Source organism: Actinoalloteichus fjordicus, assembly GCF_001941625.1.
GTDB classification, from domain to species: Bacteria; Actinomycetota; Actinomycetes; order Mycobacteriales; family Pseudonocardiaceae; genus Actinoalloteichus_A; species Actinoalloteichus_A fjordicus.
The window spans coordinates 1,888,374-1,909,558 of record NZ_CP016076.1 but is presented as its reverse complement, the minus strand read 5'-3'; the positions used below and the strand labels follow the sequence as shown (position 1 = coordinate 1,909,558).

The window sequence follows — 21,185 nt, the reverse complement described above, 5'->3', positions numbered from 1 at the left end:
ACGACGAGGAGGCAACGGTGAGCAGCCAGCCCGAGAGTCAGGACACCCTTCATCCAGTGATCGCCGAGGTGACTCGGCGCATCGTCGCTCGAAGCGAGGAGTCCCGGGCGGTCTATCTGGCTCGCACCGCCCGTGCCGCGGGCGACGGTCCGGTCCGGGCAGGCATGGCCTGCAGCAATCTGGCCCACGGCTTCGCCGGGTGCGCGGGGCCCGACCGAATCGCCATCCGAGGACTCGTCAAGCCGGGCGTTGCCATCGTCTCGTCCTACAACGACCTGCTCTCGGCTCATCAGCCGCTGCACGAGTTCCCCGGCTGGATCAAGGACGCGGTGCGGGCGGCGGGCGGCGTCGCGCAGTTCGCAGGCGGCGTCCCCGCCATGTGCGACGGCATCACCCAGGGACGAGACGGCATGGAGCTGTCGCTGTTCAGCCGGGACGTGATCGCCATGTCCACCGGGATCGCACTGTCACACGAGATGTTCGACGGCGCGCTCCTGCTCGGCGTCTGCGACAAGATCGTGCCAGGCCTGCTCATCGGGGCGCTGTCGTTCGGTCACCTCCCGATGCTCATGGTCCCCGCAGGCCCGATGGCCTCCGGCCTGCCCAATCCGGAGAAGAGCCGGGTCCGACAGCTCTTCGCCGAGGGCCGGGCGACCCGCGACGACCTCATCGAGGCGGAGGCCGCCTCCTACCACTCGCCGGGAACCTGCACCTTCTACGGGACGGCGAACTCCAATCAGCTCCTCATGGAGGTGATGGGCCTGCATCTGCCCGGTTCGAGCTTCGTACAGCCCGGCACCCCGCTGCGCAAGGCGCTCACCGAGGCCGCAGGCCGCCGAGTCGTGGAGATCCGCCGGGCTGGCGCCGAGTACACCCCGCTGGCCGAGATCGTCGACGAACGCACCATCGTCAACGCCGTCGTCGCGCTGCTGGCCACCGGCGGCTCCACCAACCACACGATGCACCTGGTGGCCATCGCCGCCGCTGCGGGGATCGCCCTGACCTGGGACGACTTCTCGGACCTCTCCGCCGCCGTCCCGCTGCTCGCCCGGATCTACCCCAACGGTCCCGCCGACATCAACCACTTCGCCGCGGCAGGCGGAGTGCCGTTCCTGATCGGCGAACTGCTCGATGCCGGGATGCTGCACCGCTCGGTCAGCACGGTGGCGGGCCACGGACTGGACCGCTATCGCCAGGAGCCACGCCTCATCGACGGCGAGCTCACCTGGCGGGACGGGACGGCCCAGAGCCTCGATCTGAACGTGTTACGGGGCGTCGCCGAGCCGTTCGACGTCGACGGCGGGCTGCGAGTGCTGCGCGGGAACCTCGGTCGCGCCGTCATCAAGGTCTCCGCCGTCGCGGCCGACCACCGCACGGTGATCGCACCCGCGAGGATCTTCCCCTCGCAGCATGCCTTCGACGCGGCGTACCGCGCGGGCGAACTAGACGGGGACGTGGTCGTCGTCCTGCGCAACCAGGGGCCTGCCGCCAACGGAATGCCGGAGCTGCACGGGTTGACCCCTGCGCTCGGCTCTCTCCAGGACCGAGGCCATAAGGTCGCTCTCGTGACGGACGGTCGGATGTCGGGTGCATCGGGAAAGATCCCGGCCGCCATCCAGGTGTCCCCGGAGGCCGCCGTCGGCGGGCCGCTGGCCAAGGTTCGCGACGGCGACGTCATCCGGCTCGACGCCGAGCGCGGCACGCTCGAAGTACTGGTCCCAGCCAGCGAGCTCGAAGAACGAGAGACTGTCGACGGTCCCCCCGGAGAGGCCGAGTGGGCCGGGACCGGACGCGAGCTGTTCGGGGCGCTGCGTACGGCGGTGACCCAGGCCGACCAGGGTGCTCGCGTGTTCAACATGCCCCAGCCGGGGCGTATGGAGGTGGAGGCGAACCGATGAGCGCCACGACGAATTCGACCGACCTGCTCGACGTCTCGCCGGTGATCCCGGTGGTGGTGATCGACGACGTCGAGCACGCCGTGCCGCTGGCACAGGCACTCGTCCGCGGCGGCATCGCCGTCATCGAGGTCACCCTGCGCACTGCGGCCGCCCTGCCTGCCATCGAGCGGATCGCCGCCGAGGTACCCGAGATCCTGCTCGGCGCGGGCACGGTGACCGTGCCCGCTCACGCGACGCAGGCCGCGTCGGCCGGTGCCCGGTTCCTGGTCACTCCCGGCAGCACCCGCAACCTGCTGCAGGCAGCCGAGGAGACCGGGCTGCCGGTGCTCCCCGGCGCGGCCACCGCCTCCGAGGCACTCGCGCTGGCCGAACTCGGCTACTCCTCGCTCAAGTTCTTCCCTGCCGAGGCTGCGGGCGGCGTCGGCTACCTGCGATCCCTCGCAGGCCCCCTGCCGAACCTGCGGTTCTGCCCGACGGGCGGCGTCAGCGCGACCAATGCCAAGGACTACCTGGCGTTGCCCAACGTCGGCTGCGTCGGTGGTTCCTGGCTGACGCCTGCCGCCACCCTGGCCGCAGGCGACTGGGACGCCGTGGCAGCGCTTGCGACGGACGCTGCGAGCCTCACCGGCTGATCCCACGCTAACCCCGGCCCGCGGTCGACGGCAGGCCCTCCTCCGGACAGTGGGAGGGGTCTGCCGACGGGCATCCAGCGACGACCAGGTCGGCGGGCCGCCCGACAGCGTGCCGGGTGAACCGCGAGCGATCATGGCCGCCACCATCACTCGACGTCCACTCCGACGGGCGGCGTGCACACCGACGACTCGCCGATGCCTCGCACCCAGGCCACGCTCGTCGCCGGTCAGGAGACCGCAGGAGATCGGCGGTCGAACCTCTGTCACGCCGAACCGTGGAGTCCAGGACCCGCACCAAGCGGGCGTTGACCGAGCAGCTTCGTCCACACCACGCCAGGCTCGACGCGACAAGCTGCGCGACCAACCGACGGGCTGACCAGCCGGCCAACCAATCAACCGACCGGCCCCGCCGCGCTCGCAGTGTCGGCCTCTACCTCGCGCCGGCCGCGCCCTCGGCCGTCGGACTCGCCTCGCCGACGGGCCGGGCCATCGTCAGCTGCGGCTCTTCACCGCCAGCGCCACCGCGTCGGCTAACGAGTCCGCCACCGGATGTCCCGTCGCCTCCAACACCGGGCGAGCTGTCATCCCCGTGGTCACCAGGACACAGCCCGCCCCGACGCTCTCGGCTGCACGAGCATCGTCGACGACGTCGCCGACCAGGACCACCGACGCCGGATCGAGCTCGCCCTCGGCAAGGTGCCGAGCCAGGTGCTCGGCCTTGGAACCCCCGCCCATCGGCCCCACCAGGCCATCGACCCTGGAGAAGAAGTCCACCAGGCCCAGTCGGGCGATCATCTCGGTCAGCGGATCGTGAAACCACATGGACAACAAGGACTGGCTGTTGCCCGCTGCCCGCCAGTCGGTCAGGACCTGCTCGGCATCGACCGCGAGAGCGCACGTGTGCAGCAGTTCGTTGTACGCGCCGTGGTACAGCGTTTCGACCCGTGCCCAGTCCTCCTCGGTCAGCGGTCGCTCGAGCAGTCGTTCATAGCAGGCCTGTAACGGCCGGCTGAACACCGAACGCCAGTAGTCGAGGTCGACCTCCTCGCGTCGGTAGAAGCGACAGATCGAGTTCACTCCCTCCAACACCGCATGGTTGTCATTCAGCAGCGTGCCGTTCCAGTCCCAGACGATGTGTGCCTTCGCGCTGTCTCCCATTGCCCCTGTCGTCACGGGGACACACTCTAAAGGCCGAGACGGCAGCTCCCGCGAACTGTTTTCCTCGGCATCCCGGCTCGAAGGTCGAACGCCTGCCCCTGCCCGCCCGGCACCGCGCCGGGCGACTCCGGCCACATTCCGAACGCGGCCGAGCACCCACACACGGAACGAGATCAGCCCACCCGATGTCGTCAGCCAGCGGAAAGGACAGGTGCCGCACGCCGACGAGCACACCCCGTGGGCAGCCGAGGCATCACCCGGTGGCGAGACAGCGCCGTGCTGCCTCTACGGAGACGTCGGGGTGCGCCGACGCAGTGCCCGGGCGTGGTTCGCCGTCAGTCGCGCAGCTCGTCCAGCAGCTCGACGTCGGTGCCCTCTGCGGCCAGCTCCGCGCGCACCACCTGGAACGCCAGCCCCTGCGAGTACCCCTTGCGGGCGAGCATCCCCACCAGTCGTCGAATCCGCACCCGCTCGTCCGCCCCCGCCGAGGCGGCCAGCTTGCGCCGAACGAGCTGCCGAGCCCGTTCCTCCTCCACGTCCCGATCGAGACCCTGTGCCGCCTCGGCCGCGACCTCGGCGTCGACGCCCTTACGACGCAGTTCCTCCAGCAGTGCCCGGCGGCCCAACCCCTGGTGAGTGTGTCGCGAACGCACCCACATCTCGGCGAAGGACTGATCGTCGATCAGCCCGACCTCGTCGAGCCTGCCGAGCACCTGGTCGATGACCTCCTGATCCACCTCCCGCCGTACCAGGGCCTGGGCCAGTTCGGCCCTGGTACGTGGACGTGAGGTGAGCAGCCGCAGGCAGTAGTCCCTAGCCCGAGCTGCTGGATCTGTGGGTGGGTCATCTGCCTTCCGCTGCTCGGCGTCGTCTCCGTTCGGTGGGGAGGAGCGAAACCTCGCCATCGATCAGAAGTCGACCGGGGCAGGCGACTCCGGGTCGGCCTCGAGCTTCGGGATGATGCCGAGCTTCTCCTGAAGCCGCTTCTCCAACTCGTTGGCGATGTCCGGGTTGTCCCGCAGGAACTTGCGGGCATTCTCCTTGCCCTGTCCGAGCTGATCGCCCTCGTAGGTGTACCAGGCACCGGACTTGCGCAGGATGCCGTGCTCGACGCCCATGTCGATCAACGAGCCCTCCCGGCTGATGCCCTGGCCGTAGATGATGTCGAACTCGGCCTGCTTGAACGGCGGGCTGACCTTGTTCTTGACCACCTTGACCCTGGTCCGGTTGCCGACTGCGTCGCCGCCGTCCTTCAACGTCTCGATCCGACGCACGTCCAGCCGCACCGAGGCGTAGAACTTCAGCGCCTTGCCGCCCGTGGTCGTCTCGGGGCTGCCGAACATCACCCCGATCTTCTCTCGCAGCTGGTTGATGAAGATGGCGGTGGTCTTGGCGGTGTTCAGCGCGGAGGTGAGCTTGCGGAGCGCCTGGCTCATCAGCCGAGCCTGGAGACCGACGTGGGAGTCGCCCATCTCGCCCTCGATCTCGGCGCGGGGCACCAGTGCGGCCACCGAGTCGACCACCACGATGTCCAGCGCGCCGGACCGGATGAGCATGTCGGTGATCTCCAGCGCCTGCTCGCCGGTGTCCGGCTGTGAGACCAGCAGGGCGTCGGTGTCCACGCCCAGCGCCTTGGCGTAGTCGGGATCGAGTGCGTGCTCGGCGTCGATGAACGCGGCGACTCCGCCGAGTCGCTGCGCGTTGGCCACCGCGTGCAGCGCGACGGTGGTCTTACCGCTGCTCTCCGGTCCGTAGATCTCCACCACGCGGCCACGCGGCAGCCCCCCGATGCCCAGGGCGGCGTCCAAGGCGATCGAACCGGTGGGGATCACCTCCATCGGCGGACGTCCTTCGTCGCCGAGACGCATCACCGAGCCCTTGCCGAACTGCTTGTCGATCTGCGCCAGGGCGAGCTCTAGGGCCTTCTCCCTGTTCGGTGCGGCGGGTGCCATTGTGGGTCCCCTCGGGTAAGTCGGATGAACGGGCTGGGCCGGTCTGTAGGGCCCGACGCTAGAGGGTCGGACCGACAACCTCATGTGTCGCGACTCGAGGTGTCATGAGCAAGGCGCCACATCGTGACGCGGCCAGTGCGACCCACACTAGCCGAACACGTGTTCGATGGCAGCGAAGCCACTCGATCGGGGCACTGAATTTCATGACAGAGACACGGCGGAGACACGGCAGAGACGCGGCGACGGACCCGATGGCGCCCGCCGGAGAAACCGACCGAGAACACGGGCGCCTCCCGACTACTTCTTGCCCTTGCCCTTGTCAGCCGAGTCCTCAGTGGACAGTGCGGCCACGAACGCCTCCTGCGGGACCTCGACCCGTCCCACCATCTTCATTCGCTTCTTGCCCTCCTTCTGCTTCTCCAGCAGTTTGCGCTTCCGGGTGATGTCACCGCCGTAGCACTTGGCGAGCACGTCCTTCCGGATGGCCCGAATCGTCTCCCTGGCGATGATCCGCGCGCCGATGGCGGCCTGGATGGGCACCTCGAACTGCTGCCTCGGAATCAACTCGCGAAGCTTGCTGGCCATCTTCGTGCCGTAGCCGTAGGCCGAGTCCTTGTGCACGATCGCGCTGAAAGCGTCCACCGGCTCGCCCTGCAGGAGGATGTCCACCTTGACGAGGTCCGCAGTCTGATCGCCGGACTCCTCATAGTCCAATGAGGCGTATCCCCTGGTCCTGGACTTCAGGGCGTCGAAGAAGTCGTAGATGATCTCTGCCAGCGGCACCGTGTACCGCAGTTCGACGCGGTCTTCGGAGAGGTAGTCCATGCCGTCGAGCTGGCCCCGCTTGCTCTGGCAGAGCTCCATGATCGCGCCGACGAAGTCGACCGGGGCGATCACCGTGCACTTGGTGATCGGCTCGTGAACAGCTCCGATCTTGCCATCCGGCCAGTCGGACGGATTGGTGACCTCGTGCAGCGCGCCGTCCTCCATCTCGACCTGGTACACCACGTTGGGCGCGGTGGAGATGAGATCGAGACCGAACTCGCGCTCCAGCCGGTCCCTGGTGATCTCCAGGTGGAGCAGCCCCAGGAAGCCGCAGCGGAAGCCGAAGCCCAGCGCCGCCGACGTCTCCGGCTCATAGGTCAGCGCGGCGTCGTTGAGCTGGAGCTTGTCCAGGGCCTCGCGGAGGTCCGGGTAGTCCGAGCCGTCCATCGGGTACAGACCGGCGTAGACCATGGGCTTCGGGTCCCGGTATCCCGCCAGCGGCTCCGTGGCGCCCTTGCGCTCTGCGGTGACCGTGTCGCCGACCCTGGACTGCCTGACGTCCTTCACTCCGGTGATCAGGTATCCGACCTCGCCGACGCCGAGGCCCTGGCTCGGCTTGGGCTCCGGGGAGATGATGCCGACCTCGAGAAGCTCGTGCGTCGCCCCGGTGGACATCATCCGAATGCGCTGCCGTGGCGTGATCCGCCCGTCGACCACTCGGATGTAGGTGACGACGCCCCGATAGGTGTCGTAGACGGAGTCGAAGATCATCGCGCGAGGCGGTGCGTCGGCCGCCCCGACCGGCGCGGGAACCTGCCGGACGACCGTGTCGAGGACGTCTCCGACGCCGAGGCCGCTCTTCGCCGAGACCCGCAGCACCTCCTCGGGCTCACAGCCGACGATGCGAGACAGCTCGGCCGCGTACTTGTCGGGGTCGGCGGCGGGCAGGTCGATCTTGTTGAGCACCGGGATGATGGTGAGGTCGTTCTCCAGCGCCAGGTAGAGGTTCGCCAGCGTCTGCGCCTCGATCCCCTGCGCGGCGTCCACGAGCAGGATCGCGCCCTCGCAGGCCTCCAGCGCGCGCGACACCTCGTAGGTGAAGTCGACGTGACCAGGGGTGTCGATCATGTGCAGCACGTGGTCGGTGCCGTCGAGCTGCCAGGGCAGGCGCACGTTCTGCGCCTTGATGGTGATGCCGCGCTCCCGCTCGATGTCCATTCGATCGAGGTACTGGGCTCGCATGGAGCGGGCGTCGACCACACCGGTGAGTTGCAGCATACGGTCGGCCAAGGTGGATTTGCCGTGGTCGATGTGGGCGATGATGCAGAAGTTCCGGATGAGTTCCGGAGGTGTGAAGGTGGTGTCGGCGAACGTGCTCACGAATGGATTCCTCGCGCGGGTGGACGGCTGACGCCCCATCGTCGCACGCGAGCACGTGCGTCCGATGCGTCGCGGTGTCCTCGATGCCGGTCTGCGGCCCGGACGACGCACCCGCAGAAGCAGGCGCGGTGGTGGTCGACGGCCACTGAGCACGAGCGGACCGGGCGGCCCATCCCCGCCAGAGCAGATCCAGCCCGGCCTGCGAACGAGTCGATCACCGTCTGGTCCTCCCCCTTTAGGGTGAGGCGCGTGACAGACGTCTATTCCGCTCGCCCCCATCATCTGCAGGGCGAGGTTCGCGAGATCCCGACCAGACAGGGCGCCACCAGGCTCGCCTATGCCCCCGACCTCGATGGAAAGGCCGATCCAGGCGAGATCGTCTGGACCTGGGTCCCCTACGAGGAGGATCCGAACCAGGGCAAGGACCGGCCGGTGCTGGTGGTGGGACACCGGGGCAGGCGGCTTCAGGCGCTGATGCTCTCCAGCAAGGAGCCCGACCACTGGGAGGAACACGACTGGTTCGAGCTGGGCGAGGGGCCGTGGGACCGCTCCGGCCGCGAGTCGTATCTGTGCCTCGACCGGCTGTTCGAGTTCGACGAGGACGACATCCGCCGCGAGGGAGCCGTGCTCGACGGCGAGCGCTTCGTCCGGGTCGCACTGGCCTTACAGCAGCGCTACGGCTGGGAGGCGGGCTCCGCCTGACGGCGCCCGTGCCGGGTTCGCCGGATCAGCGTGCCTGCCTGCCCGTCAGCGCTGCGAGCATCGCACGCAGACCGGCTAGGCCGGTGAACAGAACTCCCGAATCCCGGCCGTCCTGCGGCTGCGACGCAACGGCTGTGGTGCGGGCATGACCAGCCCGCGCACCGTCACCCGGTCGTCTCGCGTCCCGATCGGCACACCCGTTGCGCGACCGGCGTCTCAGGCGGAGGCGAGGAGGACTCCCGCGCATCCGAGCCGGGCAGTCGTCGAGTCGACTCCCCGCCGCCGTCGAGACGGCGGCGGGCTCCGTCGGGATCGCCTTGGTCCGCCGGGTTTCTCGCCTCGCCGACCTCGTCTGCACGATGCTCGTCGACGAACCGAGGGTGATCCGGCAGCCGGATCACCCTCGGATCAGCGCCGGGGATCAGCGGACCTCGCCGGTGTGCACCTCCAAGGCAGCGCGCACGGCCGACTCCAGTGCTCCCTCGATCCACGCGGGCTTGATCGAGGTGTGGTCGCCCGCGAAGTGCAGCGGCCCCTCGGGAGTCCGCACGCCTGCCTGGAGCCTGCTGAGCTGGCCGGGGGTGAGGACGGCCGCCTCACCGAACGCGTAGCGGTTGCGCAGCCAGCTCTGGGTCTGGCCCGCACCGGTGTAGAAGACCTCGATGCGGTTGCCGTGCACCGCCTCCATGCCACGCAGCGCGTAGACGTATCGCTCGTCGTCCTCCATCGAGTCCCATCGGGCGGCGTCGTCGGCCCAGACGTAGGCCGCGAGCACGACGCCGCCCGCGCTGCCCTCGATCTGGTGAGAGGGGTAGTAGATGAACCGGTTCGGGTTGTCCGTCGCCGAGCCGCCGCCGAAGACGTGGTCGGCAGGCCGGGTGTCGGGCTCGTCGGCCTGCCGGTGCCGGGCGTAGAACTCCTTCTGTCGTTCCGGGATCGCCGAGGCGTCCACCGAGCGCGCCGCACCGAGCCATCGGGTGGTGTCGGCCACCTCGGCGGTACGCGACTGATAGCGCCGATACAGGCCGGGGCTGATCGCGTCGAGCTCGCGCCGCCAGTCGTCCTCGGTGAACTCCCACCAGCGCCTGCTGAACTCCAGCAGCACCTTGGAGGCGGAGTCGTAGTGAATCTCGATGACGGCGCGCCGCTTGGTGTAGGACATCAGGGGCTCGACCTGGACGTGGCGCAGACTCGACAGCGGCAGGGTGACGATGGCGACGTCGGCGGTGAAGGCCTCCCGCTCCGGCAGGGTGTCCCCCGCGTCCGACTCGTCTCCCCCGGTCTCGGTCGTGGTCTCGACCCAGACGGCCGGACCGTCGGGTCCGACGTTGTCGGTGGCCGACTCGGGCCGCTGCGGGTCGTAGTACTCGATGCGCACCGCCCGTCGGTTCATCCGGATCTCGTCGACGAGTCCGGTCCGCAGCGCCTCGGGAAGCCGCCAGCTGCCGCCGTCGAGCTCCCAGTAGGTCGCGGAGGGACTGATCAGGGCGAGGCCTCGGAAACTGTGCACCAGGGACAGCGGGAGGCGTGAGGTGACGTTCTGGAGGGTGCCGATCGCATCGACGGTCGCGTCGCTCAGTCCTGCCTCCTCGCGCAGGTACCGGTCCATGCTGTGGCCGTCGAAGTCGTAGATCAGCCGCGCCCAGCCCTCGACCTGGTCGGCAATCGGGCGGTCGACCCGGACACCGTCCGGACCGAGATCGGAGTAGTAGTCGCGCAGCGGGTCGACGGCGGCGTCGAGCAGCGCCCCCGCCGTCCGGGGCAGGTCGGACGCGGGCACGCCGAACCCGCCGTTGATCCCTCGGGGGTCGGCGGCGTACTCGGACCGACGAGCCTGGACGCCGTTGGCGTCGAGCCAGGTGTTCGAGGCGGGATTCGGGGCGCGGAAGTCGGTGTTCACCGGTCCGCGTCGCCACACCTCACCGGTGTGCGACCGGTAGACGACGGCGGGCAGCGGGGCGTTCTGGTTGCCCGTACCCGGCACGACGTCGACGTTGAAGAACAGCCTCCGATGCAGGCCGAGACGGTCGGCGAGCGCAAGGGTCAGCGGGTGGAAGTCGGGCAGGCGCATCGCACCCGCCTCGGCGTACTGCCGGGGGTCCCGGAAGGGTGCGCCACCGCCGTCGGCGGCGGTGCGGAACGTCTTGATCCGCCCGCCGACGCGATTGGCGTTCGCCTCCAGGATGGTCACGCGATGCCCGGCACGCTTGAGCAGCGTCGCGGCGGCGAGGCCCGCGATGCCCGCTCCCAGGATCAGGACGTTCTTCGGCGCGGTCGTCCTGGGGAGGCCGTCGTCGATGAGGATCTTGAGGTATTCGAGCTTGAGGTCCTCGTTCTCCGGCCCCACCACCAGCAGGTCCCGTGCGACCTGCAGACAGCGCGCCCACTTCTCCGGATCATCCACGGGGGGCTGCATCCGAGCGGGCGTCCGTACGGCCGGTGTCGGGCCTCCGGTCTGCGGCTGGGCCGTAACCGGGATGCCTGCCATCACGCCGAGAGCGGGTACTGCGCCCGCCACGCCCGCCGCCTTCAGGAAGGAGCGGCGGCCCACTGCCTCGCCCGGCCGTCGTGCATTGCCCATGAGAACTCCTTGCGGCTCATGGTGTGTGATCGTCGATCACGAGGTCACCGTCAAGGTCATCGGACCCTGCGGACCCTGAGTGCACCGCGACCCCTCGTTCGCCAATATGCTTAGCTGAATCGAGTGACGGCATGATCACTTTCCGCAGCGCTCACGGCGCCACGGGGAGCGACACGCCGACCGCCATTCCTCCACCGGGGATCGCATCCACCGTTACCCGCCCGCCATGCGCGCCGACTGCCGCCCGCACGATCGACAGGCCGAGTCCGGCACCCGACTGCGCCGTCCGACCGGTGCCGCCCCGACTGAAGGGCTCCAACAGCTCGGTCACTCGTTCCGGCGACACGATCGGACCAGAGGCCGCGACCGTCAGCCGGGCATTCTCGGCATCGCTGTCGGCGTGCACCTCGATCCAGCCCTGCTCGACGTTGTGTCGCACGGCGTTCTCCAGGAGATTGCCCGCGACCCGCTCCAACAGCGCCGGATCGCCCATCACGAGCACCGGCTCGGTGTGCATTGCGACGCGCAGGCCTCGGGACTCGGCCTCGGCCCGCGCGGCCCGCCAGGCGCTCTCCACCACCACGGCCAGGTCGACCGGCTCACGAACGGCCAGCCCGACGGCATCCGTCTTGGCCAGCAGCAACAACGCCTCCACGAGCTGCGCGGCCCGTCGAGTGGCGTCTTGGACCACCCCTGCCATCCGACGCAACTCGGCGATGTCGGCGTCGCCGTCGGCCAGCGTGACGTCCAGTTCGGTCCTGATGACCGCGAGCGGGGTCCGCAGCTCATGACTCGCATTGGCCACGAATCTGCGCTGCGAGTCGAAGGCGGCCTCCAACCTGGCCAGCATCTCGTCGAAGGTGTCCGCGAGTTCGGCCACCTCGTCCCGAGCGCCTTCGAAGTCGATCCGCTCGCCCAGCGACTCGGCGGAGAGGCGCCGGGCCGTCGCGGTGACCCGATGCAACGGCGAGAGCACCCGACCGGTGATCGACCAGGCCAAGGTCAGCACCGCCAGCACGACGCAGAGGAAGGCCACGGCACCGACCTCGAGCACCTGTGCTCTGGCGTTGTCTCGCAGGATCGTGGCCAGTCTCGTCGCCTCGACGTCGACGCCGTCGACCCGGATCAACGTTCCAGAGGGGAACTGCGGCACCTCGGCGAGTACCTCGCCGACCAGCAGCCAGCCCAGCCAGAGCAGGATGCCGCTGACCGCGGCGACGAGCCCGGTCGCCAGCAGGGTGATGCGCGCGCGAAGTCCGAGTCCCCGCCTGCGGACCGCGCGCCTCACCGACGCAGCGGTCCGGAACCTGCCGCCGTGTCCGACCCCTCGGTCTTCTCACCGGCGGCGGTAGGCACCCGGTAACCCGAGCCCACCACCGTCTCGATCACGCCAGGATCGCCGAGCTTCTTGCGCAGGGTCATGACCGTGACGCGCACGGTGGTGGTGAACGGGTCGGCGTTCTCATCCCACACGCGTTCCAGCAGTTCCTCGCTGCTGACCACCGAGCCGCCCGCTGACAGCAGGACCTCCAGGACGCCGAACTCCTTTCGGGTGAGCTCGATCTGTCGTCCGGAGCGCGTGACGTTGCGCGAGGACGGATCAAGCTCCAGGTCCTCGGCGATCAGCACCGGCGGCGCGGCAGGCGTGGACCGGCGGCCGAGCGCGCGGACCCTCGCGACCAGCTCGGCGAAGGCGAAGGGCTTGGCCAGATAGTCGTCGGCACCCAGCGACAGACCCGCGACGCGGTCCTCCACCGCACCGCTGGCGGTGAGCATGATCACTCGCGTGATGGCGCCGGACTGCAGGATCTCACGACACAGAGCATCGCCCGACATGCCAGGCAGGTCTCGATCGAGGACCACGACGTCATAACGGGTGATGGCGGCCTTCTCGTGGCCCGACTCACCGTCGTAGGCGGTGTCCACCGCCATTCCTTCTCTCCGTAAACCCCTGGCGATCGCATCGGCCAGTGGCTGTTCGTCCTCAACGACCAGAATCCGCACCGCTCAACCGTGCCATACGAACCTGAGAAAGAGCTGTCGATCCCGCGTTGATTCTGGTCGTCGTCCATGCCTGCACCGCCGAACCGTCCCCCGTCCCGTTCGAGGACGGCGCGGCGACGGCCGAACCGCCGCCGCAGGAGGAGGGAGAGGCGGACCGGACGGGACGGCTGAGCACGGCAGGCACCGGCAGCGATCCCGGATGCGAATCCCGGGCAGGAACAGCTCGGGAGACCGCACCACCGACGGTCGTGCGGTCTCCCGAGTGATTGGAGGTGCTACGGCCTCAGAACTCGCGGGTGCTGACCGAGGAGACGGCGGCGTCGACGTCGCCCATCCGGTCGGCCGCCCACTCGGTGATCCGACGGGCGATGTCCTGCGCGGTCAGCCCCAACTCAGCCAACACCTCCGAACGAGACCCGTGATCGAGGAACCGCTGCGGGATGCCGATGTCCCGCAGCGGGACGTCCAGGTCCGCGTCGCGCAGCGCCGCAGCCAGCGCCCAGCCGACGCCGCCGTGGCGCCCGCCGTCCTCGACCGTCACCACGAGTCGGTGATCCCGAGACAGCTCCACCAGCTCCGGCGGCACCGGCGTCACCCACCTCGGGTCGACCACCGTGACGCCGATGCCCTGATCGGCAAGCCTGCGAGCCACCTCGACGCCCAGCGTTCCGAAGGCACCCACCGCGACGAGCAGGACGTCCGACCGGGGCCTGGTCGTGGCGGCCACATCGCCGTCGGAGGACCCGTCGGACACGGGATCGTCCGCCCCATCGCCCGCAGGCTCGTAGAGCACGTCGACCGAGCCGGTGCGTCGCAGCGCCGCCAGCTCCTCGATCACCGCGCCCTTGGAGAATCGAACGACCGTGGGCCCGTCGGAGACCTCGACGGCCTCGTTCAGCTCCTCGCGCAGGGTCACGGCGTCCCGAGGGGCGGCGACTCGAATACCGGGGATCATGCCGAGCATCGACATGTCCCACATCCCGTTGTGGCTCGCGCCGTCGGTGCCGGTGACCCCGGCGCGGTCGAGCACCACCGTCACGGGCTGGCGGTGCAGCGCGACGTCCATCAACAGCTGGTCGAAGGCCCGGTTCAGGAACGTCGCGTAGACGGCGACGACCGGGTGCTGCCCGCCCATCGCGAGGCCGGCCGCCGAGGTCAACGCGTGCTGCTCTGCGATGCCCACGTCGAAGCAGCGCTGCGGGTAGGCGGCGGCGAATCGGTCCAGGCCCGTCGGGCCCAGCATCGCGGCGGTGATCGCGACGACGTCCGACCGCTCCCGGCCGATCTTCACCAGCTCGTCGGCGAAGACCGAGGTCCAGCTGTTGCCCGAGGAGGTCGAGGTCGGCTCGCCGGTGACGGGGTCGATCGCCCCCGTCGAGTGCATCTGGTCGGCCTCGTCGTTCTCGGCGGGTGCGAAGCCGTTGCCCTTACGTGTGACGGCGTGCACGATCACCGGTCCGCCGAAGGCCTTCGCGCGACGCAGGGCGGCGTCCATGGCGCTGAGATCGTGGCCGTCGACCGGCCCGAGGTACTTCAGTCCGAGGTCCTCGAACATCACCTGTGGGCTGATGGCGTCCTTGAGTCCCCGCTTCGCGGCGTGCAGCCCCGCATACAGCGGCCCGCCGACCATCGGAATGCTCTGGAGCGTGCGCCTGCCGCTCTCCAATGCCCGCTCATAGCCGGGCCGCAGCCGCAGCGACGACAGGTGCTCGGCGAAACCGCCGATGGTCGGCGAGTAGGACCGGCCGTTGTCGTTGACGACGATGACGAGGGAGCGCCGCTGGCCTGCGGCGATGTTGTTCAGCGCCTCCCAGCACATGCCGCCGGTGAGTGCGCCGTCGCCGACCACGGCGACCACGTGTCTGCGCGCGCCCGCGAGCTGGAAGGCCTTGGCGAGGCCGTCGGCATAGGAGAGCGCCGTCGAGGCATGACTGTTCTCGACGAGGTCGTGCTCGCTCTCGGCCCTGGACGGATAGCCGGACAACCCGTCCCGCAGGCGCAGCCGGTCGAAGCCCGCCTGTCTACCGGTGAGGATCTTGTGCACGTACGCCTGATGACCGGTGTCGAACACCACCTTGTCGTGCGGCGAGTCGAAGACGCGGTGCACCGACATCGTCAGTTCGACCACGCCGAGGTTCGGTCCGAGGTGGCCACCGGTGCGAGACACCTTGGTCACCAGGAAGGACCGAATCTCCTCGGCGAGCTGCTCCAGCTCGCCGAGTTCCATTCGCTTGAGGTCGGCCGGGCCGTGCACGGACTCCAGCAGTGTCACCACTCCACCTCGCTTCGATACCGGTCGCCCACGGTGCGGGCAGCCGCGTCCTCAGGTCCGCTATGTGACCATGCGGCGCGGGACAGTCTACGGACCGGTAACTATCCCGGCTCTCACGGCCGTTCACCCAATGGGCTCGACGGATTGCACTCCGTCGTCAGAAAAGACGTTCTCGGGCGCGACTAGGTTGCCCCGATCGTGGAGCCTGCTCACGAATGTCGGCATTCTTGATCACTCAGGTACCGGCACCCGCAGGGCCGGGGGCCGACCCTGCGGGACACGGTCTGATCCCCGGCCGCTCCTCGCCGCCGGGCGAGAAGAGCCTGCCAGGGCGACCACCCGTCGCCCGCCTGTCCCGCACGAACGCAGGCCTGCCGCCGATCAGGCTGAATCCCGATCAGCCGGCCTGCTCCGCGCCTGGCTCCAGCAGCACGATGCACTCGACGTGGTGCGTCATGGGGAAGGCGTCGAAGGCCCGCAGCTGCCGCAGGCGGTAACCCGCCTCGGCGAACAGGCCGATGTCCCTGGCCATGGCGGCCGGGTCGCAGGCCACCAGGATCACCCTGTCGGGTCGAGCATCGGTGACCGCGCTGATCACCGCGCGCCCCGCACCCTTGCGCGGCGGATCGAGCACCACCACGTCGGGTCGACGCCTGGCGGAGCCTGCGCCTGCCGATCCCGACTCAGACGACGCGGCGGTGCCCGCCAGCTCCGACAGCATCGTCTCGACCCGACCCGCGTGGAACCGCACCTGCGGCTGGTCGGCCAAGGCCTGCATCCCGTCGCGCACGGCCCGCCGGGAGGACTCCACCGCCTCCACCGCCCCGGTGGGGCCCACCTGGTCGGCCAGCACCGAGGCGAACAGCCCAGCCCCGCCGTAGAGGTCCCAGGCGGTGCCGCCCTTCGGTGCGTCGGCCCACTCGCGAACGACGCCCGCGAAGACGTCGGCAGCCGCAGGGTGCACCTGCCAGAAACCATGCGCCGCGATCTGCCACTCGCGTCCCGCCGCCTGCTGGACAGCCGTGCCGCCGGTGATCTGACGTCCGGCGCCGCGCCTGCCTGGCGAGCCGGGCCCCGGTTCTGCGAGGTGAAGCCGGCCCAGCGAGTCGCTGGTGACCTCCAGCTCCGACCGCGCCCGCCATCGCCGGTTCAACACCTCGTCGAGCGAGCCGGGGACCGCGATCGGGCAGCTCTCCACGGGCACGATCCGATGGCTGCGATGAGCCCGCAGCCCCGGCCTGCCCCGGTCGTCGACGGCCAGCCGCACCCGACTGCGCCAGCCGAGCGGACCGCCGGGCAGTTCTTCCACGACCACCGCGAGCTCGATTCCCGCGATCCGCCGGAGCTGCTCGACGACGACCTGCGCCTTCAGCTCACGCTGTGCGGAGGGGGCGACATGCTGCCAGTCGCAACCGCCGCAGCCGCCGGGGCGGGCCACGGAACAGGGCGGCTCCACGCGGTCGGCGGAGGCCTGTTCGATCTGGACGGCGTCGGCCCGACAGAAGCTGCCGCCGTTGTCCTCGGTGACCGACACCACGACCTTCTCGCCAGGCAGGGCGTGTCGCACGAACACCACCCGCCCCTCATGACGTGCGACGCAGAAGCCGCCATGACCGGGGCTGCCGACCTCGACCTCGAAACGTCGTCCGGTCCAGTCGACCTTCGGCGGTCTGCTCTCGGGGTTCTGGGGTTCCTCGACACCCGCGGTCGCCGTGGTGCGCGCGGCGAGCTCGGGGCGTGCGGCGGACGAGACCGAGGCACCGGACGGCTCGGCGGAGAGGGTCATCAGTGGTCCCGCCGATCGTGTTCGGAATCAGGGACGTCCAGGCCCCGGCGAGCCGCGCCGGGGGCGGACGTCTTCTGGTCGGCGATGCGCTGAGAGGAGGCCAGCTGCCACGGGACGCTGGTCACCATGACACCCGGCTCGAACAGGAGCCTGCCCTTGAGACGCAGGGCGCTCTGATTGTGCAGGACGTTCTCCCACCAGTGTCCGACGACGTACTCGGGGATGAACACCGTCACGACGTTGCGAGGGTTGTCGGTTCGAATTCGTTTCACGTAGTCGAGCACCGGTTTCGTGATCTCCCGGTATGGGGACTCGACGACTTTCAGCGGCACCTGGAAGTTCTCCTCTTGCCAACGACGAGTCACGACGAGGGTATTGGCCTCGTCGACATTGACGGTAACCGCCTCCAACACGTCGGGGCGGGTCGCCCGGGCATAGGCGAGCGCACGCAGCGTCGGACGGTGGAGCTGAGAGACCAGCACGATCGCGTGGTTGCGAGACGGCAGCACCGTGTCGCCCTCGTGCTCCGCCAGTTCCGTGGCCACCCGGTCGTAGTGCCTGCGGATGGCCGACATCAGCAGGCAGAGCACCGCCATGGCGGCGATGGCGATCCAGGCACCCCGCAGGAACTTGGTGACGACCACCACGACCAGCACGATGGCGGTGGTGATCAGGCCCAGCATGTTCACCGCCTGTGCGCGCCGCATCCGCCGCCGCGCCGCCGGATCGGTCTCGGTGCGCAGCAGACCCCGCCAGTGCAGGAGCATCCCGCTCTGGCTCAGCACGAAGGCGACGAAGACGCCGACGATGTAGAGATGGATCAGGTCGGTGACCTCGGCGTTGAAGACGATCACCAGCAGGATCGCCGCCAGCGCCAGGAAGATGATGCCGTTGCTGTAGGCGAGTCGATCGCCGCGGGTGTGGAGCTGTCTCGGCAGGTAGCGCTCCTGCGCGAGGATCGATCCGAGCACGGGGAAGCCGTTGAAGGCGGTGTTCGCCGCGAGCACGAGGATCAGGCCGGTGACGGTCAGCAGGAAGTAGAAGGCAGGCGTGAACCCGTCGAAGACGGCGGCGGCGATCTGGGCCACCATGGTCCGTTGTTCGTAGTCCTCGGGCGCGCCGAGGAGCTGCGTCGCGGGATTCTCGGCGACCTTGACGCCGGTGAGGTGGGCGAGGAGCAGCAGCCCGATGAACATGCTGATCGCCAGGCCACCCATCATGATCAGCGTGAGCGCCGCGTTGTGGCTCTTGGGCTTGCGGAAGGCGGGCACCCCGTTGCTGATGGCCTCGACGCCGGTGAGCGCGGCGCTGCCCGAGGAGAACGCACGCAGCACTATCAGCAGCATCGCGGCGGCGGACAACTCGGTGGCGGGCGCTTCGAGGTCGAAGCCCGCGCTCTCCGCCCTGATGTCGTCGCCGTGGAGGGCCCGGAGGAGGCCGACGGCGACCATCCCCAGCATGCCGATGACGAAGGCATAGGTCGGTATCGCGAACAGCACCCCGGTCTCCCGGATGCCGCGCAGGTTCAACGCCGTCAGCACGACGATGGCCACCACCGCGAACTCGACCTTGTGGGCGGCGACGAACGGCACGGCCGAGCCGATGTTGGCCGCCGCTGCGGAGATGGACACGGCCACCGTGAGGACGTAGTCGACCATCAGCGCGCTCGCCACGACCAGGCCCCAACGCCTGCCGTGATTCACGGCGGTCACGACGTAGTCCCCGCCGCCGGACGGGTAGGCGTAGATGTTCTGCCTGCTGCTGGCGATCACTGCGACCATCACGACGACGACGGCGAGCCCGATCCAGGGAGTGAAGGCGTAGGCGGACAGTCCCGCCACGGACAGCATGAGCAGGATCTCCTCCGGCGCGTACGCCACGCTCGACATCGGGTCGGAGGCGAACACCGGGAGGGCGATCCGTTTGGGCAGCAGAGTGCGGGAGATCCGGTCACTGCGGAACGGACGTCCGAGCAGGAACCGTTTCGCCGCAGTCGCGAGCTTGGGCACGGGCTGAGCGTAGGCCGGAAGTCACCGAGAGGGCCCGATTCAGGGCCGGGCCGACGACGCCATGCGCCGAGAGGCTCGTACGCAGATCGCTGGGGTGCCCGGGACTCACAGCAGGCTCACATGGGCGATCACTCGACCGATCAAGAGGACGTCGCGGGCGACCGTCTCCTCCGCTGTCCACGCGACCGCCGCACCATGCTCCGGTCGAGGACTTCGTGATCACTGCCGCGGGCTGCCGACGCGACCATCCTCGAGCCCTTCGCCGGGAGCGGCGTGATCCGGCCGCACTCCGTCCCGCCGCCGATGCCGGCGCGCTCCGCGACGAAAGTCACGGAGTCACGGCTCGTTCGCTCGAGTGTGGCGGGCCGTCGTCGAGGGCAGGCCGGTCGGCAGCACAGGTGACTGATCCGCCGCCTCTCGAGAGTCCGGCACCGCCGACGACGACCGGAATGGCGGCATGGCGAGAGCCGTGCCGCCGTCGACGAGCCGACGGCACCGCCGGCCTCCCGCCGATCGGCGGCAGGCCGCTCGGCGCCGCGCTCGACGTCCGGCCCGCGCGGTGCCCCGGCTCGGCTAGGTGGGCGGCCCGACCGGCGGTAGCGTTCGAGGCGAGGCCGCGAGGGGGCACTGGTGCATGTCGTGATCATGGGATGCGGACGGGTCGGCGCGTCGCTGGCCACCGCGTTGGACCGGATGGGTCACACGGTCGCGGTGATCGATCAGGACGGGCGGGCGTTCCGCAGGCTGAACAGCGGGTTCGGCGGCAGCCGGGTCGTCGGGGTCGGCTTCGACCGAGCCGTGCTCGCCGAGGCGGGCGTCGACCGCGCCGCCGCCTTCGCCGCCGTCTCCAGCGGAGACAACTCCAACATCATCTCGGCACGGGTCGCCAAGGAGACCTTCGGCGTCGATCACGTCGTCGCGCGCATCTACGACGCCAAACGGGCGGCGGTCTTCGAGCGGATGGGCGTGCCCACAGTCGCCGTGGTGCCCTGGACCACTGATCGCTTCCTGCGGATGCTGCTGCCCGACGGCATCGCCACCGCGTGGCGTGACCCCTCCGGCACGGTCGCCGTGGTGGCACTGCCGCTGAACGAGGGCTGGGTCGGCAGGCGAATCACCGAACTGGAGCGGGCGACCGGCGCACGCGTCGCCTTCGTCATGCGGTTCGGCACCGGGGTGCTGCCGGATTCACGGACCGTCATCCAGGCGGACGACCAGGTCTACGTCGCGGCGCTGTCCGGGACCGTCACCGAGGTCGGCCAGGCCGCCGCCGTACCCCCGGAGGAGAACGACTGATGCGGGTAGCCATCGCGGGAGCGGGAGCGGTCGGTCGCTCGACCGCAGCCGAACTCGTCGAGGCAGGCCACGAGGTGCTGCTCATCGAGCGTGACGCGGCCAACGTGCTGCGCACCGGCCTGGAGCGGGCGAACTGGCTGGTCGCCGACGCCTGCGAACTGGCCTCGCTGGAGGAGGCTCGCCTCCAGGACTACCAGGTGGTCATCGCCGCGACCGGCGACGACAAGGTCAACCTGGTCGTGGCGCTGCTGGCCAAGACCGAGTTCGCCGTCCAGCGCGTCGTCGCCAGGGTCAATGATCCGCGCAACGAGTGGCTCTTCGACGAGGGCTGGGGCGTCGACCGGGCCGTCTCCACGCCACGCATCATGGCGGCGATGGTGGAGGAGGCGGTCGGAGTCGGCGACCTGGTCCGGCTGCTCACCTTGCGGACGGGTCAGACGAACCTGGTGGGAGTGACACTGCCCGGTGCCACTCCGCTGGCCGGGAAGCCGGTGCGCACCCTGCGTCTGCCTGCCGACGCCGCCCTGGTCGCGATCCTGCGGGGCAGCCGAGTGATCGTCCCGCAGCAGGACGATCCGCTCGAACCCGGCGACGAGATGCTGTTCATGGCCACCGTGGACGTCGAGGCGCAGATCCAGGAGGCGCTGCACATCACCCCGCAGGGTCAGCCTGCGCGCTGAGCGACTGGTCACCGCAGTCGGCGCCCGCAGCCGCAGCCCGGCGGCCTCGACCCATGGTGATCAAGGTGGA

15 protein-coding genes are annotated in these 21,185 nt (G+C 69.5%); 5 read left to right on the top strand and 10 right to left on the bottom strand.

Annotated features, from left to right (window positions below; genetic code table 11):
- Nucleotides 1–17: 17 nt before the first annotated feature.
- Both edd and eda read left to right on the top strand, forming a co-directional pair.
- The gene (edd, locus tag UA74_RS08655; protein ID WP_075739804.1) at nucleotides 18–1,898 is read left to right on the top strand and encodes a phosphogluconate dehydratase; all 1,881 of its coding nucleotides are present in this window, start codon (nucleotides 18–20) and stop codon (nucleotides 1,896–1,898) included.
- On the top strand, nucleotides 1,895–2,530 hold the full coding sequence (gene eda / locus UA74_RS08650) for a bifunctional 4-hydroxy-2-oxoglutarate aldolase/2-dehydro-3-deoxy-phosphogluconate aldolase (RefSeq protein ID WP_075739803.1): 636 nt from the start codon (nucleotides 1,895–1,897) through the stop codon (nucleotides 2,528–2,530). The genes edd and eda overlap by 4 nt, the downstream gene beginning before the upstream one ends.
- A gap of 492 nt (nucleotides 2,531–3,022) precedes the next feature.
- Here eda and UA74_RS08645 read toward each other — a convergent pair whose 3' ends face one another.
- From UA74_RS08645 to lepA, 4 genes are all read right to left on the bottom strand, one after another.
- Entirely contained in the window at nucleotides 3,023–3,703 is a 681-nt protein-coding gene (locus tag UA74_RS08645; protein ID WP_232237679.1) for an HAD family hydrolase, read from the bottom strand.
- 320 nt (nucleotides 3,704–4,023) lie between these two features.
- A complete protein-coding gene (locus UA74_RS08640) occupies nucleotides 4,024–4,593 on the bottom strand; it encodes a regulatory protein RecX (RefSeq protein WP_075764180.1) in 570 nt (189 codons plus the stop codon).
- A 3-nt stretch (nucleotides 4,594–4,596) separates the two neighbouring features.
- Nucleotides 4,597–5,640, bottom strand: a complete 1,044-nt coding sequence (gene recA / locus UA74_RS08635; protein WP_075739800.1) for a recombinase RecA — start codon at nucleotides 5,638–5,640, stop codon at nucleotides 4,597–4,599.
- A 297-nt stretch (nucleotides 5,641–5,937) separates the two neighbouring features.
- Nucleotides 5,938–7,785, bottom strand: coding sequence for a translation elongation factor 4 (gene lepA, locus UA74_RS08630; protein WP_075739799.1), 1,848 nt, complete (start codon nucleotides 7,783–7,785; stop codon nucleotides 5,938–5,940).
- Between the two features lie 249 nt (nucleotides 7,786–8,034).
- Between lepA and UA74_RS08625 the strand changes: the two genes are divergently transcribed.
- On the top strand, nucleotides 8,035–8,487 hold the full coding sequence (locus tag UA74_RS08625) for a type II toxin-antitoxin system PemK/MazF family toxin (protein WP_075739798.1): 453 nt from the start codon (nucleotides 8,035–8,037) through the stop codon (nucleotides 8,485–8,487).
- 421 nt (nucleotides 8,488–8,908) lie between these two features.
- On the opposite strand, the gene UA74_RS08615 is transcribed toward UA74_RS08625, so the two are convergent.
- The 6 genes from UA74_RS08615 to UA74_RS08585 all read right to left on the bottom strand — a co-directional run bounded on the left by UA74_RS08615 (nucleotide 8,909) and on the right by UA74_RS08585 (nucleotide 19,139).
- Nucleotides 8,909–11,068, bottom strand: coding sequence for a flavin monoamine oxidase family protein (locus tag UA74_RS08615; RefSeq protein ID WP_075739796.1), 2,160 nt, complete (start codon nucleotides 11,066–11,068; stop codon nucleotides 8,909–8,911).
- A gap of 151 nt (nucleotides 11,069–11,219) precedes the next feature.
- Nucleotides 11,220–12,356, bottom strand: a complete 1,137-nt coding sequence (locus UA74_RS08610; RefSeq protein ID WP_075739795.1) for a sensor histidine kinase — start codon at nucleotides 12,354–12,356, stop codon at nucleotides 11,220–11,222.
- On the bottom strand, nucleotides 12,353–13,072 hold the full coding sequence (locus tag UA74_RS08605; RefSeq protein ID WP_075739794.1) for a response regulator transcription factor: 720 nt from the start codon (nucleotides 13,070–13,072) through the stop codon (nucleotides 12,353–12,355). Before UA74_RS08605 ends, UA74_RS08610 begins: the two co-directional genes overlap by 4 nt.
- 283 nt (nucleotides 13,073–13,355) lie before the next feature.
- Nucleotides 13,356–15,344 carry a 1-deoxy-D-xylulose-5-phosphate synthase gene (gene dxs, locus UA74_RS08595; protein WP_075766051.1) on the bottom strand — a complete coding sequence of 663 codons (1,989 nt, stop codon included), beginning with the start codon at nucleotides 15,342–15,344 and terminating at the stop codon, nucleotides 13,356–13,358.
- Between the two features lie 397 nt (nucleotides 15,345–15,741).
- Nucleotides 15,742–17,130 (bottom strand): class I SAM-dependent RNA methyltransferase, encoded by a 1,389-nt coding sequence (locus UA74_RS08590; protein WP_083683032.1) that lies wholly within the window; start codon nucleotides 17,128–17,130, stop codon nucleotides 15,742–15,744.
- A complete protein-coding gene (locus UA74_RS08585) occupies nucleotides 17,130–19,139 on the bottom strand; it encodes an APC family permease (RefSeq protein WP_075739793.1) in 2,010 nt (669 codons plus the stop codon). The genes UA74_RS08590 and UA74_RS08585 overlap by 1 nt, the downstream gene beginning before the upstream one ends.
- A 630-nt stretch (nucleotides 19,140–19,769) precedes the next feature.
- Between UA74_RS08585 and UA74_RS08580 the strand changes: the two genes are divergently transcribed.
- Nucleotides 19,770–20,435, top strand: a complete 666-nt coding sequence (locus UA74_RS08580) for a potassium channel family protein (protein ID WP_075739792.1) — start codon at nucleotides 19,770–19,772, stop codon at nucleotides 20,433–20,435.
- The gene (locus UA74_RS08575; protein WP_075739791.1) at nucleotides 20,435–21,115 is read left to right on the top strand and encodes a potassium channel family protein; all 681 of its coding nucleotides are present in this window, start codon (nucleotides 20,435–20,437) and stop codon (nucleotides 21,113–21,115) included. The genes UA74_RS08580 and UA74_RS08575 overlap by 1 nt, the downstream gene beginning before the upstream one ends.
- Nucleotides 21,116–21,185: the final 70 nt, after the last annotated feature.